This is a genomic window from Streptomyces sp. NPDC005017 (genome assembly GCF_042873115.1).
GTDB lineage: Bacteria > Actinomycetota > Actinomycetes > Streptomycetales > Streptomycetaceae > Streptomyces.
This window is the reverse complement of sequence record NZ_JBIALD010000002.1, coordinates 54,468-70,626: the sequence shown is the minus strand read 5'-3', so window position 1 is coordinate 70,626 and position 16,159 is coordinate 54,468. Positions and strand designations below refer to the sequence as shown.

Below are 16,159 nucleotides of genomic sequence, written 5' to 3'. Positions count from 1 at the left end.
ACCGACGGGTCGGTCAGGGAGCGACCTGGCCCGTTTTGGCTTCTACGCGTAACGTGACGCACCATGAAGATCCTGATCAGCGCCGACATGGAGGGCGCGACCGGCGTGACGTGGCCCGCCGACGTGCTCCCCGGAACACCGCAGTGGGAGCGGTGCCGGTCGATGTTCACCTCGGACGTCAACGCCGCGGTGCTCGGCTTCCTCGACGGCGGCGCCGACGAAATCCTCATCAACGAGGCGCACTGGAGCATGCGCAATCTGCTGCTGGAGCGGCTGGACGACCGGGCCCAGATGCTGACCGGCCGGCACAAGGCGCTGTCCATGGTCGAGGGCGTGCAGCACGGGGACGTCGACGGCATCGCCTTCATCGGCTACCACGCGGGCGCCGGCATGGAGGGCGTCCTCGCGCACACCTACCTCGCCAACCAGCTCACCGGCGTGTGGCTGAACGGCGTACGCGCCAGCGAGGGCCTGCTGAACGCGCATGTCGTCGCGGAGTACGGCGTGCCGGTCGTCCTGGTCACCGGCGACGACCTGGCCTGCGAGGACGCGCTCGGGTACGCGCCCGAGGCACTGAAGGTCGCCGTGAAGGACCATGTCTCCCGCTACGCGGCGGTCTGCCGCACCCCCGCCCGGACCGCCGCCGACATCCGCGCGGCGGCGAAGGAGGCGGCCGCGCTCGCCGTGCGGCACGAGCCGGTGTCCGCCGGCCCGCACACCATCGCCCTGGAGTTCGACGCCGAGCACCTGGCGATGACCGCGACCGTCGTGCCCGGCGTGGCCCGGACCGGGGAGCGCAAGGTCGCCTACACCAGCGACACCATGTTCGACGGGATCCGCACCTTCAAGGCGGTCACCACCATCGTCTCGGCCGCAGTGGAGGAGCAGTATGGCTGACGAGCAGGCACTGGACGAGGTCGTCAGGTTCACCTCCGACCTCATCCGCATCGACACCACCAACCGGGGCGGCGGCGACTGCCAGGAGCGGCCCGCCGCCGAGTACGCTGCCGCGGCCCTCGCCGGGGCGGGCCTGGAGCCCGTCATGCTGGAGCGCGCCAAGGGCCGCACCAATGTCGTGGCCCGGCTCGAGGGCACCGACCCGTCGGCGGACGCGCTGCTGGTCCACGGCCATCTGGACGTGGTGCCCGCCGAGGCCGCCGACTGGAGCGTCCACCCCTTCTCCGGAGAGGTCCGCGACGGCGTCGTCTGGGGCCGGGGCGCGGTCGACATGAAGAACATGGACGCGATGATCCTGGCCGTCGTGCGGTCCTGGGCCCGCACGGGAGCGCGGCCACGGCGCGACCTGGTCATCGCCTTCACCGCCGACGAGGAGGCCAGCGCCGAGGACGGCTCGGGCTTCCTCGCCGACCGGCACCCGGAACTCTTCGAGGGCTGCACCGAGGGCGTCAGCGAGTCCGGCGCCTTCACCTTCCACGACGGCACCGGGCGGGAGATCTACCCGATCGCGGCCGGTGAGCGCGGCACGGCCTGGATGAAGCTCACCGCGCGCGGCCGCGCCGGCCACGGCTCCAAGGTCAACCGGGAGAACGCGGTGACCCGGCTCGCCGCGGCCGTCGCCCGGATCGGCGCCCACGAGTGGCCCCTCAGGCTCACCCCGACCGTACGGGCCGCCCTCACCGAACTCGCCGCGCTCTACGGCGTCGAGCCCGACCTCGAGGACGTGGACGCGCTGCTCACCAAGCTGGGCCCGGCGGCCAAGCTGGTCGAGGCGACCGTGCGCAACAGCACCAACCCGACCATGCTGGAAGCGGGTTACAAGGTCAACGTCATCCCGGGCGACGCGGTCGCCCATGTCGACGGCCGGTTCCTGGCCGGCGCCGAGGACGAGTTCCGCGCCACCATGGACGAGCTGACCGGGCCCGGCGTGGACTGGGAGTTCTTCCACCGCGAGGTGGCCCTCCAGGCACCCGTCGACTCACCGACGTACGCCCGGATGCGGGCCGCCGTCGAGGAGTTCGCGCCCGGCGGCCATGTGGTGCCGTACTGCATGTCGGGCGGCACCGACGCCAAGCAGTTCTCGCGCCTCGGCATCACCGGCTACGGCTTCGCGCCGCTGAGGCTGCCGGAGGGACTCGACTACCAGGCGCTGTTCCACGGCGTCGACGAGCGGGTCCCGGTCGAGGCGCTGCACTTCGGCGTCCGCGTCCTGGACCGTTTCCTGCGGACGGCCTGAGCGAGTGGGGGACGACGTGCAGACACTGGCCTACGGTTCCTGGCCCTCGCCCATCGACGCGGCCCTCGCGGCCGCCCACGACGGACATCCCGAGTACGTGGGCTTCGTCGGCGAGGAGGTCTGGTGGACCGAACCCCGGCCCACCGAGGGCGGCCGCCGCACCCTGGTCCGGCGGCACACCGACGGCCGCGAGGAACCGGTACTGCCGGCCCCGTGGAACGTGCGCACCCGGGTCATCGAGTACGGCGGACAGCCCTGGGCCGGCACCGCCCCGGACGGCCGCCCGCTGGTGGTCTTCGTCAACTTCGACGACCAGCGCCTGTACCGCTGGGAGCCCGGCGGCGAGCCGGTCCCGCTCACCCCGGCCGGCACGGCCGGCGGCGGACTGCGCTGGGCCGACCCGGTGTTGCTGCCGGAGCGCGGTGAGGTCTGGTGCGTGCTGGAGGAGTTCACCGGCGAGGGACCGAGCGACGTGCGCCGGGTCCCGGCCGCCGTGCCGCTGGACGGGTCCGCCGCCGGGGACCGGACCGCCGTACGCGAACTCACCGCCGAGCGGCACCGGTTCGTCACCGGACCGAAGCTGTCGCCCGACGGGCGGCGGGCCTGCTGGATCGGCTGGGACCATCCCCGGATGCCGTGGGACGGCACCGACCTGCTGCTCGCCGACGTCCGGCCCGACGGCACCTTCGGCACGCCCCGGACCGTGGCGGGCGGGCCCGAGGAGTCCGTCTGCCAGGCCGACTTCGCCGCCGACGGCTCCCTGCTGTGGGCGAGCGACCGCACCGGCTGGTGGAACCTCTACCGCGACGGGGAGCCGCTGTGCCGCCGCGAGGAGGAGTTCGGCGGGCCGCTGTGGAAGATCGGACACCGCTGGTTCGCCCCGCTGCCCGGCGGACTGATCGCCGTCGTCCACGGGCGCGGCGCCACCGCGCTCGGCATCCTCGACCCGGAGACCGGCGAGGTCGTCGACGCGGCCGGACCGTGGACCGAGTTCGCGCCCACGCTCGCCGTGACCGGGGAGCGGATCGCCGCCGTGGGCGCCAGCCCGCGCACCGCGTACGAGGTCGTCGAGCTGGACACCGGCACCGGGCACGCGCGGGTGATCGGCGCCGCGCACGACGACGCCGTCGACCCCGTCCACTACCCCGAGCCGCAGATCCGCACCTTCACCGGACCCGACGGCCGCGACATCCACGCGCATGTGTACCCGCCGCACAACCCGGGGTGCGCCGCGCCCGACGCCGAGCGGCCGCCGTACGTCGTGTGGGCGCACGGCGGGCCGACCGGGCGCTCCCCGCTCGTCCTCGACCTGGAGATCGCCTACTTCACCTCGCGCGGCATCGGTGTCGCCGAGGTCAACTACGGCGGCTCGGCCGGGTACGGGCGCGAGTACCGCAACCGGCTGCGCGAGCAGTGGGGCGTGGTCGACGTGGAGGACTGCGCGGCCGTCGCGCTCGCCCTCGCGGACGAGGGCACCGCCGACCGGGCCCGGCTCGCCGTCCGCGGTGGCAGCGCGGGTGGCTGGACCACGGCCGCCTCCCTCGCCACCACCGACGTCTACGCCTGCGGCACCGTCATCTACCCGGTGCTCGACCTGGCCGGCTGGGCGACCGGGGAGACCCACGACTTCGAGTCGCGCTACCTGGACACCCTGGTCGGGCCCTACGACGAGGTGCCCGCACGGTACGCGGAGCGCTCGCCCGTCGAGCACGCCGACCGGATCACCGCGCCCTTCCTGCTGCTCCAGGGACTGGACGACGTGATCTGCCCGCCCGCGCAGAGCGAGCGGCTGCTCGCCCGGATGGCGGGCCGAGACGTGCCGCACGCCTACATCGCCTTCGAGGGAGAGGGACACGGCTTCCGGCGCGCCGACACCATGGTCCGCGCGCTGGAGGCCGAACTTTCCCTGTACGCCCAGGTGTTCGGGCTGAACCCGCCCGGCGTCCCGAGACTGGAGCTCGACAGGTGAACGAACTGCGGCGCCCGCGGCGTCTCGCACCCGGTGCCCGTGTCGCCGTGGTCGCGACCAGCGGACCCGTGCCCGAGGAACGGCTCCAGGCCGGTCTCGACGTGCTGCGCGGCTGGGACCTCGACCCGGTCGTGGCACCCCATGTCCTCGACCGGCACCCCGAGTTCGACTATCTGGCCGGTACCGACGCCGCCCGTGCCGCCGACCTCCAGGCAGCCTGGTGCGACCCGTCCGTCGACGCCGTGCTGTGCGCCCGCGGCGGCTACGGCGTGCAGCGCATGGTCGACCTTCTCGACTGGGAGGCCATGCGGGCGGCCGGGCCCAAGGTGCTCGTCGGCTTCAGCGACGTCACCGCGCTGCACGAGGCGTTCGCCGTGCGGCTCGGTCTGGTCACGCTGCACGGGCCGATGGCCGCGGGCGTCGACTTCCTGAAGAACGGCCGCGCCCAGGAGCATCTGCGGGCCACGCTGTTCGCGCCCGAGACCGTCACGGTCGTCACCGCCGAGGGCGGCCGGGCCATGGTGCCGGGCCGCGCCCACGGGGTGCTGCTCGGCGGCTGTCTGTCCCTCCTCGCCGCCGAGGCGGGCACGCCGTACGCGCGGCGGTCCGCGGCCGGGGGGCTGCTGTGCCTCGAGGACGTGGGGGAGGAGACGTACCGCCTCGACCGCTACCTCACCCAACTGCTGCGCACGGGCTGGCTGGACGGGGTGCGGGGGGTGCTGCTCGGGTCCTGGGAGAACTGCGACGCCTACGACACGCTGCGGCCGATGCTCGTGGACCGGCTCGGGGGGCTGGGTGTGCCGGTCGTCGAGGAGTTCGGCTTCGGTCACTGCGCGGGGGCGGTGACGGTCCCCTTCGGCGTGGTGGCGGAACTCGACGCGGAGGCTGGCGTGTTGACGCTGGCCGCCCCGGCCCTGACCTGAGTCCAGGCCGCGGGCCGGTGAGGGGCTTGTCGCGCAGTTCCCCGCGCCCCCAGGAAGGGTGTTTCCCGCACCCTTGGGATGGGCGGCGAAGCCCGCCGAGGAGCGCGGGGAACGGCGCGCTCAGCTCCCACCGCCCCCGCAGCCAAGTTCCCGGGCAGTTCGATTGCGGCCGCGGGCACGTCGCGGCTGGTCGCGCAGTTCCCCGCGCCCCAGGAGGGGCGTTCGACCGGCCTCACCGGCCCGCGGCCAGGTACCCGAGTGGCTCGATCGCGGGTGCGGGTGGGTTGTGGCTGGTCGCGCAGTTCCCCGCGCCCCCAAGAAGGGTGTTTCCCGCACTCCCGGGATGGGCGGCGTAGTCCGCCGAGGGGCGCGGGGAACTGCGCGACAGGCCCCCACCGGCCCGCAGGGAAGTGGCGAGCGGGCCCCACCGGCCCGCAGGCAACTGCACGACCGGCCCCAACCCGCCCGCAGGGAACCGGGCGAGCGGGCCCCACCCGCCCGCAGGGGGGCTTGCCGGGGTGTTGGGGGCGGGGGCGGTAATAGGGTGGGGCGATGCCGCATAACGCTTCGCGCTTTCTCGCCGAGGGCCCACGCGTGGGCATACGCCCCATCACCCACGCCGACGGAGCCGAGTTCACGGCCCGCGCCCTGGAGAGCAAGGACCTCCACCACCCCTGGCTGTTCCCGCCGGACAACGCGCGAGCGTACGGCTCCTACGCGGGGCGGCTGATCGAGGACCCGACGAAGGCCGGCTTCCTGGTGTGCGAGCAGGCGGACGGCGCCATCGCCGGGTTCATCAACATCAACAACATCGTCCACGGCGCCTTCCGGTGCGGCGCCCTCGGCTACGGCGCCTTCGCGCACGCCGCCGGCCGCGGCCTGATGCGCGAGGGCCTCGGCCTGGTGATCGACCACGCCTTCGGGCCGATGCGGCTGCACCGCCTGGAGATCAACGTCCAGCCCGGCAACGCCGCGTCCATCGCGCTCGCCCGCTCCTGCGGCTTCCGCCTGGAAGGCTTCTCGCCGGCCATGCTGTTCATCGACGGGGCCTGGCGGGACCACGAACGCTGGGCGCTCACCGCCGAGACGCGGTCCGCCGGCTGATCTCCGGCTTCACGCCGAGTTACGGCGGCCGAACGGCGGGTACCCGGCCACCATGGACCGACTGGATCATCTCGAGCATCTGGACAAGGCGCTGGTCGACGAGCTCGCTCAGGTGACGCGGGAGACCGTGCGCGACGAGCTGCGCCGCCAGACGCGCGGACAGCGCCGCCGGGCCATGCTGTACGCCGCGTCGGGGGCCGTCGCCCTCTACGCGGGCGCGGCGCTGGCGCTGGCACTGGGCCTGGCCCTGGCCGCAGGTCTGCCCGACTGGGCCGCCGCGCTGATCACCGCCGTGATCCTGGGCGTGGCCGCCTATCTGCTGCGCGGCGCGGCCCGGCCGGCCCCGCGGCGGACGGCCGAGGACGCGGCCCGCGGGGAGCAGGCGCACGGCGGCGGCGCACCCCTCGGGCCGCCCGGCGGGTTCGCCGGCCCGACCGGCTACCCGCCGGTGCCGCCCGTCGCGCCGGGCGGCGCGGGCGCGGCCACCGGAGCCCCCGGCGCCGGCACTCCCGCGCCCGGCACGCCCGGCGCTCCCGACGTGCCCCCGCGCCCCGACGACATCGACCCCGAGTCCCCGCACCACCGGGCCTGAGGCCCGACGGAGGCGGACACGCCGCGGCCTCCGCCCCGGGGCCGCGGCCAGGGCCGGGCCCGAGAACCCTCGGGCCCGGCCCTCCGCTGTGCCCGGAAGCCGACGCACGCGCGCGGCGGGGCCGCTGACCGCCCGTGCCGCCGCCCGTGCCGGGCGTTTCGCGCGTTTGGGCGACCAGGTGAGGGTTACGCGGAAGGTCCCGGTACGCGTCGGACCGTCGCGTCCGGGGGAATCGCGTCAGCCGCCGCGCAAGGTGATCGTCCGCGGCGGTGCCCCGGCGCGGACCGAGCGCCCGGACCCGTGCCGCGTGAGGACCTCGCCGACAGCTCACGACAGCCGGCTCACCGAACCCCCGAGCCCCACGATCCGGAGGAAGGAGCGCGATGAACTCCCCCGAATTCACCGACCTGGCCCGTCAGCTGCGCGTCGACAGCGTGCGTGCGGCCGCCGCCGCGGGCAGCGGGCACCCGACGTCGTCGATGTCCGCCGCCGATCTGATGGCCGTGCTGCTGGCCGGTCATCTGCGTTACGACTTCGACCGCCCGGCCCACCCCGCCAACGACCGCTTCGTCCTCTCCAAGGGCCACGCCTCGCCGCTGATGTACGCCGCGGCGAAGGCGGCCGGCGCGGTCGACGACGAGGAACTGCTCACCTTCCGCCGACAGGGCAGCAGGCTGGAGGGCCACCCGACCCCGCGCCGGCTGCCCTGGGTGGAGACGGCCACCGGCTCGCTCGGCCAGGGTCTGCCGGTCGCGGTGGGCATCGCGCTGGCCGGAAAGCGGCTGGACCGCACCGGCTACCGGGTCTGGGTGCTCTGCGGCGACAGCGAACTCGCCGAGGGCTCCGTGTGGGAGGCCGCCGAGCAGGCCGCGTTCGAGCACCTGGACAACCTCACCGCGATCGTCGACGTCAACCGCCTCGGCCAGCGCGGGCCCACCCGCCACGGCCACGACCTGGCGGCCTACGCCCGGCGCTTCCGGGCCTTCGGCTGGCACACCGTGGAGATCGACGGGCACGACCCGGACGAGATCGACCGCGCCTACCGGGAGGCCGAATCCACGGCCGGACAGCCCACCGCCGTCCTCGCCCGCACGCTGAAGGGCAAGGGCGTCGCGGACGTCGAGGACCGCGAGGGCCTGCACGGCAAGCCGCTGCCCGACCCCGAGCAGGCGATCGCCGAACTCGGCGGCCCCTCCGACCTGCGGGTCCAGGTCGCCGCGCCGCCCGCCACCCGTGTCCTGCACGCCGTACGCACCGGACAGCACGAGCCGCCCCGCTGGACGAAGGGTGAGGAGGTGCCCACCCGGGACGCCTACGGCAAGGCGCTCGCCGCCCTCGGCCGCGGACGCGGCGACATCGTCGCGCTGGACGGCGAGGTCGGCGACTCCACCCGGGCCGCGTTCTTCGCGAAGGAACACCCCGACCGGTTCTTCGAGTGCTACATCGCCGAACAGCAGATGGTCGCCGCCGCGGTCGGACTGGCCTCCCGCGGCTGGATCCCGTACGCCTCCACCTTCGCGGCCTTCCTCACCCGCGCCCACGACTTCGTCCGCATGGCCGCCGTCAGCGGCGCGGGCGTCAACCTCGTCGGCTCGCACGCCGGTGTCGCCATCGGCCAGGACGGGCCCTCGCAGATGGGCCTGGAGGACCTGGCGATGTTCCGGGCCGTACACGGTTCGACCGTGCTGTACCCGTGCGACGCCAACCAGACCGCCCGACTGGTCGCCACGATGGCCGGGCTGGACGGCATCCGCTATCTGCGCACCTCACGCGGCGCCACCCCGGTGATCTACGGCCCGGACGAGGACTTCCCGGTCGGCGGCTCCAAGACGCTGCGCTCCTCGGCACGCGACCGGGTCACGCTGGTCGCGGCCGGTGTCACCGTGCCCGAGGCCCTCGCCGCGGCCGACCTGCTCGACCGCGAGGGCATCGCCGTACGGGTCCTGGACCTGTACTCCGTGAAACCCGTCGACCGGCTCACCCTGCGCCGGGCCGCCGAGGACACCGGCTGTCTGATCACGGTCGAGGACCACCACCCGGAGGGCGGCCTCGGCGACGCCGTCGTGGACGCCTTCCTCGACGGACGCCCGATGCCGCGCCTGGTGCGCCTGGCCGTCCGTACGATGCCGGGCTCCGCCGCCCCCGACGAGCAGCTGCGCGCCGCGGGCATCGACGCGGAGTCCGTCGCGGCCGGCGTACGGCTGCTGGTCGAGCAGGCGGTGGTGGGCTGACCTGGGACGACACGCGGCGCTCGCGTCACGCATGTTTGGCCCGTGAAGGGATGGCCACCCGGGAGGCGGGGTGGCCGCGCCGAGCGCGGGAGCACACCCCCCGGGGTCGTGGACGACGCGGCCCGGCGCACATCACGAAAGGGACGTCACCGTGGCGGACAACCGGCCCAGCCCCATGGAGGTGCTGCGTGACGCCCGCGACCAGCTCGCGGAGCTCACCGGCATGGACACCGAGAGCGTCTCGTCCTTCGAGCGTACGGAGGACGGCTGGTCGCTGGAGGTCGAGGTCCTGGAGCTGGCCCGGGTGCCCGACACGATGAGCCTGATGGGCAGCTACCAGGTCGACCTCGACCCTGAGGGCCGGCTCACCGGCTACCGGCGAGTCCGCCGGTACGAACGCGGGCGGGCCGACCCCCGCCCCGGTGGCCGCTAGGCCCCTTCGGACAACCACTCGCTTCGCTCCACGGACAAGGAGGCACAGTCGGCATGACCGTAGTCCCGGCACAGCAGCCCGGCGGCGGGGGAGGCGGCAGCAGCGGCCTCTACGACGTACTGGAACTCGTCCTCGACAGGGGGCTCGTCATCGATGCGTTCGTGCGGGTCTCCCTGGTCGGTATCGAGATCCTCAAGATCGACGTAAGGGTCGTCGTGGCCAGCGTGGACACCTATCTCCGGTTCGCCGAGGCGTGCAACCGTCTCGACCTCGAGGCAGGTCCGCGCAAGGCCCCCGGCCTGCCCGACCTCGTCGGTGAGATGACCGAATCAGGCACCCGCGGCAAGTCCAAGGGGGCGCTGTCCGGCGCCGCGGAGACGATATCCGACGCCTTCAACCAGGCACGCGAGGAGGGCCAGAAGGAGTCCAGGCCGCGTGCCCGCAAGTCCACGGGGACGCGTCGCAAGGAGGAATCGGAGTGAGCACGTACGTCTACGGCATCACAGCCGCCTCCCGCACCTCCCCGCCCGAGGGCCTGACCGGTGTGGGAGACCGGCCCCTGCGCGTGCTGAAGGAGGGCGAACTGGCCGCCGTGGTCAGCGACGCGCCCGAGGACCTGCGGCCCAAGCGCAGGGAACTGCTCGCCCACCAGAACGTGCTCGCCGAGGCGGCCGCGGGCGGCAGTGTGCTCCCCCTCAGGTTCGGCAGCGTCGCCCCGGACGACGACACCGTCACCGGGGTGCTCGCGGAACGCGCCGAGCACTACCACGAGCGTCTGCGGGCGCTGGACGGCAGGGTCGAGTACAACCTCAAGGCCACCCACGACGAGGAAGCCGTACTGCGCCGGGTCATGTCGGAGACCCCCGAGCTACGGGCGCTGGCGGAAGCCAACCGCAAGGCGGAGGGCGGCAGTTACGAGCAGCGGCTGCAACTCGGCGAGATGGTGGCCGCGGCGGTCAGGGCCCGCGAGGCCGAGGACGCGGCGGACGTGCGGCAGGCCCTGGAGTCGGTCGCCACCGCCGTGAGCGTCGGCCCCGAGTCCACCGGATGGCTCGCCAACGTGTCCTTCCTGGTCGACCGCGAGGAGGCCGAGGAGTTCCTCGCCGCCGTGGAGCGGGTCCGTGAGGACCGCCCGCACCTCGAACTGCGGGTCAACGGCCCGCTGCCGCCCTACAGCTTCGTCGAGCCCGGACCCGCCGAACCCGCGGGGACCACGGGCGGCATCGGAACCGAGCAGGAGTGAGGGCCGAACGGTGGGACTCATCTCGGAGGTGCTGCTGCTGCCGTTCGCACCGGTGCGCGGCAGCGCCTGGGTGATCAGACAGGTGCTGAGCGAGGCGGAACGCATCTACTACGACCCCGCCGCGATCCGGGCCGAGCTCGCCCGCCTGGAGGAACAGCTGGAGGCGGGAGAGATCGACGAGGACGAGTTCGACCGCCGGGAGGACGAACTCCTCGACCGACTGGAGGTCGGCATGGGCAAGAGCACCGCGACAGGCGAGGGGACGACACGATGAACCGAGCGGCACTGGGCCTCGCGATAGGGGCCGGGTACGTCCTCGGACGTACCAAGAAGATCAAACTGGCGCTGGGCGTGGCTTCGCTGGTGGCCGGCAAGAAGATGAACCTGACCCCGAAGGGCATCGCCGAACTGGTCTCCGGGCAGCTGCAGAACAACCCGCAGTTCAAGGAGATCGGCGACCAGCTGCGCCAGGACCTGCGCGGAGTCGGCAAGGCGGCCTCGGGGGCCATGGTGGAACGCCAGATGAGCGCCCTCGCCGACCGGCTGCACAGCCGGACCGACGAGGTCCGTGACCAGCTGGCGGGCGTGGGGCCGGACACCGGGGACGAGGAGGAACCGGAGGAGGCCACCGCCGAGGACGAGAACGAGGAGAACGCCGAGGACGAGCCGGAGCCGGACGACGAGGAGAGGGACGAGGACGAGTCCGGATCCACGCGCGAGGGAGCGGCGAAGAGCCCGGCCGGGAAGAGGCCCGCCAAGAAGGCACCAGGCAAGAAGGCGGCGAGCAAGGCCCCGGCGAAGAAGACCGCCGCGAAGAAGACGGCCGCCAGGAAGACGGCGGCGGCGGCCGGCGGGGCCCGTCGTGCCAAGGGACGACTGCCGAAGGGCGGCGGTGACCGATGAGTGAAGCGCTCTCGAACGCTCGGGACGGCGCGGGAAAGGCGGCGGGCAAGGCGACGAGCAGCCCCCTCAACGACCTCGCCCAGAGCGAGGCCGCCGAGCGGCTCAAGGCCGAGGTGCAGGAATACCTCGCCGCGCAGGCCCAACGGATGCTTGTCGGCGCCGGCCGCAAACTGGGCGAGACCACGGTCAAGCTCAACGACATCGCCGAGGGCAAGAGCCCCGGCCTCGCCAAGCTCGCACTCGACGGCGGCCGCAAGCTGGCGGAGGGCAAGAGCCCGCTGCGCGCGGCGCTGGAGACCGGGGCCACGCACATGAAGGACAAGGCCGTGGACGCCCTCAAGAACCTCGGAGGCAAGGGCAAGGGCAAGAAGAAGGGCGGCGGAGGCCAGAAGCCCACGGTCATCATGGAGTCCGTCGACGTCGGTGTCGACGTGCGCACCGCCTATGACCAGTGGACCCAGTACCAGAGCTTCAGCACGTTCACGAAGGGCGTCAAGAGCGCGAACCGCGCCGACGACGTCAACTCCGACTGGAAGCTCAAGGTGTTCTGGTCCAACCGCAGTTGGAAGGGCCACACCACGGAGCAGATCCCCGACGACCGGATCGCCTGGTCCACGGAGGGCGCGAAGGGCACCACGAAGGGCGTCGTCTCCTTCCACCGGCTCGCCGACAACCTCACCCGCGTCCTGCTCGTCATCGAGTACTACCCCTCGGGGCTGTTCGAGAAGACCGGCAACATCTGGCGGGCCCAGGGCCGCCGCGCCCGGCTCGACCTGAAGAACTTCGCCCGGCACATCACACTGAAGGGTGAGGCGGAGGACGGCTGGCGCGGTGAGATCCGCGACGGCGAGGTCGTCAAGAGTCATGAGGACGCCGTGGCCGAGGAGGAGCAGGAGGATTCCGACGCCAGGGACGAGGAGGATTCCGACGTCCCGGAGGACGACGAGGAGTACGAGGACGAGGAGGAAGGCCCCGACGAGGAGGCCGAGTACGACGAGGACGACGAATCCGTGGACGACGAGGAGGCGCCGGAGGGAGAGTACGAGCCGGAGGACGAGTACGAGGACGATGACGAATCCGAGCCCGAGGACGAACCCGAGGACGAGGACGAGCGAGCGGACGCGCGGAGCCGTCGATGAGCCTGCCCAGCCGGATGCCCGAGCCGTACCCTCCCACCAGTAGCGCCAATCTGGCCGACATTCTGGAGCGGGTGCTCGACAAGGGCATCGTCATCGCGGGCGACATCCGTATCAACCTGCTGGACATCGAACTCCTCACCATCAAACTTCGCCTCGTCGTCGCCTCCGTCGACAAGGCGAAGGAGATGGGCATCGACTGGTGGGAGAGCGACCCGGCGCTGTCCTCCCGGGCCCGGCGTTCCGAGCTGAGCCGGGAGAACAGGCAACTGCGAGAACGGCTGGCCGAACTGGAGTCCCGCTACGAGGCCGGACCGGCTGAGCCCGAGGAGATCGAGGCCGAGGCGGTCGAGGAACCCGAGGAGGCCGAGGAACTCGAGGAGGCCGAAGAGGAGGCCCGATGACCGCACTGCGCTATGTCTACGCCGTCTGCCACCCCTTCCGCGCCGCGCTCCAGTCCCAGTTGACCGGTGTCGCCGGGATGCCTCCCAAGATGCTGACGCACCACGGCCTGATCGCCGTCGTGAGCTCGGTGCCGGAGGCGGACTTCGCCGAGGAGCCGTTGCGTGCCCATCTGGAGGATCTGGACTGGCTCGCCGAGACCGCCCGCGCCCACCAGAGCGTGATCGACGCGCTCACCGTCGTCACCACCCCGCTGCCGCTGCGGCTGGCCACGGTCTTCCAGGACGACAGCGGCGTACGCGTGATGATGGAGGCGCACGAGGACCTGTTCCGGCGCACCCTCGACCGGCTGGAGGGCCGGGTGGAGTGGGGGGTGAAGGCCTATGCCGAGGAGCGGGCCGCCGGGCCCGCGCGGCCGGCCGCCCGGCCCGCGAGCGGCCGGGACTACCTGCGGCAGCGGCGGCAGCAGTCGGCCGCGGGCCAGGAGGCCGGACGGCGGGCCGAGGAGTTCGCCGACCGGCTGCACGGGAGGCTCGCCCGGTTCGCCGAGGACGCCCGGCTGCACCCGCCGCAGAACGCCCGCCTCTCCGGAGCCACCGGGCGGAACGTGCTCAACGCGGCCTATCTCGTGCCCCGCGCGCTGTCCGAGGAGTTCGTGGAGCTCGTCGACCGCACCAAGGACGAGGTGTCCGGGGTGCGGGTGGAACTCACCGGCCCCTGGGCCGCCTACTCGTTCTCCGGCCTCACGGGAACCGGGGAGGAGGCGCCGTGACCGTCGTCGAACGCCGTGAGGTGGCCCTCGTCGACCTGCTGGACCGGCTGCTGGCCGGGGGAGTCGTGCTCACGGGCGACATCACGCTGCGCATCGCGGACGTGGACCTCGTCCGCATCGACCTCAACGCCCTGATCAGCTCCGTCGGCCGCAACGTGTCCTCGCCCTGGGAGGAGCCGACGTGACCGACAGCCGACGACGGATGGACCTCGATCCGGACACCGTCGAGCGCGACCTCGTCAAGCTGGTCCTGACCGTCGTGGAACTTCTGCGGCAGCTCATGGAGCGGCAGGCCCTGCGCCGCGTCGACGCGGGCGATCTGAGCGAGGAGCAGGAGGAGCGCATCGGGCTCACCCTGATGCTCCTGGAGGAGCGCATGACCGAGCTGCGCGAGCACTACGGGCTGCGGCCCGAGGACCTCAATCTGGACCTCGGGCCACTGGGCCCGCTGCTTCCGCGGGAATGACCCCGGACGGTCGCTCGGGCCGGCCGGTCCGGGCCGCGCCCGCCGGAGGCCGCCCTCACCGCCGCCGGGAGCCGCCGGCTGCGCCCGCCTCGCGGGGCAGCCGGCGGTTCAGCCCTGCTTGCGGCAGAGGATCTCGCCGTGCAGGACGCCGAACCAGCCGTCCTCCCGCTCGCCCCACTCCCGCCAGGCCCGCGACACCGCCTTCAGCTGCTCGACGGTGGCATGGCCGCCCTCGACGGCGCGGTCGGCGTAGGCCGAGGCCAGGGTGCGGTCCGCCCACAGCCCGCTCCACCAGGCGCGTTCCCCGGGCGTGGCGAAGGTCCAGGTGGCCGAGGACGCGGTGACGTCGGCCAGCCCGGCCTTCAGCGCCCACGCCTTCAGGCGCCGGCCCGCGTCCGGCTCGCCGCCGTTGGCGCGGGCCACCCGCTGGTACAGGTCCGCCCAGTCGTCCAGGCCCGGCACGGCCGGGTACCAGGTCATGGCCGCGTAGTCCGAGTCGCGGGCGGCGACGATCCCGCCGGGCCTGGTCACCCGCGCCATCTCGCGCAGCGCCTGCACGGGGTCGCCCACGTGCTGGAGCACCTGATGGGCGTGCACCACGTCGAAGGTGCCGTCGGCGAAGTCCAGCGCGTGGACGTCGGCGACGGTGAAGTCCGTGTTGGCCAGGCCCCGTTCGGCGGCCGTGGCGCGGGCGGTCGCCACGATGTCCGGCGCGCTGTCGGCACCCGTGACATGACCGTCGGGGATCAGGGCGGCCAGGTCCGCGGTGATGGTGCCGGGACCGCAGCCGATGTCCAGCACCCGCATCCCGGGCTCGATCGAACCGAGCAGGTACGCCGCCGAGTTGGCGGCGGTGCGCCAGGTGTGGGAACGCAGCACGGACTCGTGGTGCCCGTGCGTGTAGACGGCGGTCTCCCATGCTCGCGGCATGGCCGTACCCCTCTCGTCCGGCCCCCGGGGCGGCACCCCGGGCGGCTGATTCCACCGTACGCCGAACCGGCCGAATCCTGAGATACCCATTTCGCTATGCGGACTGACGGTTGGTCATATTCAGGCTTGCGCGCCGTTGACACGGGTACGCTGGGACGGTCGTACGGCCGCTCCCGCCGTACCGCCGAGCGAGGAGAACCCCGTATGCGCCTGCTGCTGATACGCCATGGCCAGACCACCGCGAACCTGGACTACCTGCTCGACACCGCCTTCCCCGGAGCCCCGCTCACCGAGCTGGGCGAGAGACAGGCGGCCGCGCTGGCCGAGTCGGTCGCGGAGGAGGACATCACGGCGGTGTACGCCTCCCCGCTCACCCGCACCCGGCGCACCGCGGCACCGCTGGCCGACGCCCTGGGCCTGGAGGTGCGGGTGCGCGACGGACTGCGCGAGGTGTCCGCCGGCGACATGGAGATGCTGCCCGGACTGACGGGTGAGGGGGAGGCCTACTTCCGGACCGTGGTCGCCTGGATGCACGGCGACACCGCGCTGCGGATGCCCGGCGGGGAGAGCGGCGAGGAGGTCCTCGCGCGCTACGACGCCGTGATCGAGGAGGCCGCCGACAGCGGGGCCGGGACCGCCGCCGTGGTCAGCCACGGCGCCGTCATCAGGCTATGGACGGGCGTGCGCGCCACCAACGCCGATCTGTCCTTCGCCACCACCCACGGGCTGGACAACACCGGTGTCGTCGTCCTGGAGGGCTCCCCGGCCGACGGCTGGAAGCTGCTGTCCTGGGCGGGCGCCCCGCTGCCCGCCCCCGGGACCGGACCTGCGGGTCTGCCGCTGGAGGAGCCCCGATAACGG

19 protein-coding genes are annotated in these 16,159 nt (G+C 73.2%); 18 read left to right on the top strand and 1 reads right to left on the bottom strand.

All coding sequences use genetic code 11. The features are described 5' to 3' along the window. Nucleotides 1-63: 63 nt before the first annotated feature. The 17 genes from ACFYR0_RS03135 to ACFYR0_RS03055 all read left to right on the top strand — a co-directional run bounded on the left by ACFYR0_RS03135 (nucleotide 64) and on the right by ACFYR0_RS03055 (nucleotide 14,368). A complete protein-coding gene (locus ACFYR0_RS03135) occupies nucleotides 64-897 on the top strand; it encodes a M55 family metallopeptidase (protein WP_389321290.1) in 834 nt (277 codons plus the stop codon). Continuing rightward, the gene (locus ACFYR0_RS03130) at nucleotides 890-2,194 is read left to right on the top strand and encodes a M20/M25/M40 family metallo-hydrolase (protein ID WP_389321288.1); all 1,305 of its coding nucleotides are present in this window, start codon (nucleotides 890-892) and stop codon (nucleotides 2,192-2,194) included. Before ACFYR0_RS03135 ends, ACFYR0_RS03130 begins: the two co-directional genes overlap by 8 nt. Nucleotides 2,195-2,198: 4 nt before the next feature. Beyond that, nucleotides 2,199-4,163, top strand: coding sequence for a prolyl oligopeptidase family serine peptidase (locus ACFYR0_RS03125; RefSeq protein WP_389321286.1), 1,965 nt, complete (start codon nucleotides 2,199-2,201; stop codon nucleotides 4,161-4,163). Continuing rightward, on the top strand, nucleotides 4,160-5,086 hold the full coding sequence (locus ACFYR0_RS03120) for an LD-carboxypeptidase (RefSeq protein ID WP_389321284.1): 927 nt from the start codon (nucleotides 4,160-4,162) through the stop codon (nucleotides 5,084-5,086). The genes ACFYR0_RS03125 and ACFYR0_RS03120 overlap by 4 nt, the downstream gene beginning before the upstream one ends. 552 nt (nucleotides 5,087-5,638) lie before the next feature. Continuing rightward, complete coding sequence (locus tag ACFYR0_RS03115) at nucleotides 5,639-6,190, top strand: GNAT family N-acetyltransferase (RefSeq protein WP_389321282.1); 552 nt, start codon at nucleotides 5,639-5,641, stop codon at nucleotides 6,188-6,190. A 52-nt stretch (nucleotides 6,191-6,242) separates the two neighbouring features. Continuing rightward, nucleotides 6,243-6,782: a phage holin family protein gene (locus ACFYR0_RS03110; protein ID WP_389321280.1), complete on the top strand. Its 540-nt coding sequence runs from the start codon at nucleotides 6,243-6,245 to the stop codon at nucleotides 6,780-6,782. Between the two features lie 383 nt (nucleotides 6,783-7,165). Next, the gene (locus ACFYR0_RS03105) at nucleotides 7,166-9,013 is read left to right on the top strand and encodes a transketolase (protein ID WP_389321278.1); all 1,848 of its coding nucleotides are present in this window, start codon (nucleotides 7,166-7,168) and stop codon (nucleotides 9,011-9,013) included. Between the two features lie 151 nt (nucleotides 9,014-9,164). Continuing rightward, entirely contained in the window at nucleotides 9,165-9,446 is a 282-nt protein-coding gene (locus ACFYR0_RS03100) for a gas vesicle protein (RefSeq protein WP_389321276.1), read from the top strand. 53 nt (nucleotides 9,447-9,499) lie between these two features. Further along, nucleotides 9,500-9,928, top strand: coding sequence for a gas vesicle structural protein GvpA (locus tag ACFYR0_RS03095; protein ID WP_389321274.1), 429 nt, complete (start codon nucleotides 9,500-9,502; stop codon nucleotides 9,926-9,928). Continuing rightward, entirely contained in the window at nucleotides 9,925-10,689 is a 765-nt protein-coding gene (locus ACFYR0_RS03090) for a GvpL/GvpF family gas vesicle protein (protein ID WP_389321272.1), read from the top strand. Before ACFYR0_RS03095 ends, ACFYR0_RS03090 begins: the two co-directional genes overlap by 4 nt. Nucleotides 10,690-10,699: 10 nt before the next feature. Beyond that, entirely contained in the window at nucleotides 10,700-10,963 is a 264-nt protein-coding gene (locus ACFYR0_RS03085) for a gas vesicle protein GvpG (protein WP_389321270.1), read from the top strand. Continuing rightward, nucleotides 10,960-11,592 (top strand): DNA primase, encoded by a 633-nt coding sequence (locus ACFYR0_RS03080; RefSeq protein WP_389321268.1) that lies wholly within the window; start codon nucleotides 10,960-10,962, stop codon nucleotides 11,590-11,592. The genes ACFYR0_RS03085 and ACFYR0_RS03080 overlap by 4 nt, the downstream gene beginning before the upstream one ends. Then, nucleotides 11,589-12,731 carry an SRPBCC family protein gene (locus ACFYR0_RS03075; RefSeq protein ID WP_389321266.1) on the top strand — a complete coding sequence of 381 codons (1,143 nt, stop codon included), beginning with the start codon at nucleotides 11,589-11,591 and terminating at the stop codon, nucleotides 12,729-12,731. The genes ACFYR0_RS03080 and ACFYR0_RS03075 overlap by 4 nt, the downstream gene beginning before the upstream one ends. Further along, entirely contained in the window at nucleotides 12,728-13,132 is a 405-nt protein-coding gene (locus ACFYR0_RS03070) for a gas vesicle protein (protein ID WP_389321264.1), read from the top strand. Before ACFYR0_RS03075 ends, ACFYR0_RS03070 begins: the two co-directional genes overlap by 4 nt. Then, complete coding sequence (locus ACFYR0_RS03065) at nucleotides 13,129-13,902, top strand: GvpL/GvpF family gas vesicle protein (RefSeq protein ID WP_389321262.1); 774 nt, start codon at nucleotides 13,129-13,131, stop codon at nucleotides 13,900-13,902. Before ACFYR0_RS03070 ends, ACFYR0_RS03065 begins: the two co-directional genes overlap by 4 nt. Next, complete coding sequence (locus ACFYR0_RS03060; protein ID WP_389321260.1) at nucleotides 13,899-14,087, top strand: gas vesicle protein; 189 nt, start codon at nucleotides 13,899-13,901, stop codon at nucleotides 14,085-14,087. Before ACFYR0_RS03065 ends, ACFYR0_RS03060 begins: the two co-directional genes overlap by 4 nt. 17 nt (nucleotides 14,088-14,104) lie before the next feature. After that, nucleotides 14,105-14,368 carry a gas vesicle protein K gene (locus ACFYR0_RS03055; RefSeq protein ID WP_389321958.1) on the top strand — a complete coding sequence of 88 codons (264 nt, stop codon included), beginning with the start codon at nucleotides 14,105-14,107 and terminating at the stop codon, nucleotides 14,366-14,368. Nucleotides 14,369-14,476: 108 nt separating this feature from the next. On the opposite strand, the gene ACFYR0_RS03050 is transcribed toward ACFYR0_RS03055, so the two are convergent. Next, the gene (locus tag ACFYR0_RS03050) at nucleotides 14,477-15,298 is read right to left on the bottom strand and encodes a class I SAM-dependent methyltransferase (RefSeq protein ID WP_389321259.1); all 822 of its coding nucleotides are present in this window, start codon (nucleotides 15,296-15,298) and stop codon (nucleotides 14,477-14,479) included. A 204-nt stretch (nucleotides 15,299-15,502) separates the two neighbouring features. Between ACFYR0_RS03050 and ACFYR0_RS03045 the strand changes: the two genes are divergently transcribed. After that, nucleotides 15,503-16,156: a histidine phosphatase family protein gene (locus ACFYR0_RS03045; RefSeq protein ID WP_389321257.1), complete on the top strand. Its 654-nt coding sequence runs from the start codon at nucleotides 15,503-15,505 to the stop codon at nucleotides 16,154-16,156. The last annotated feature ends 3 nt before the right edge of the window (nucleotides 16,157-16,159 follow it).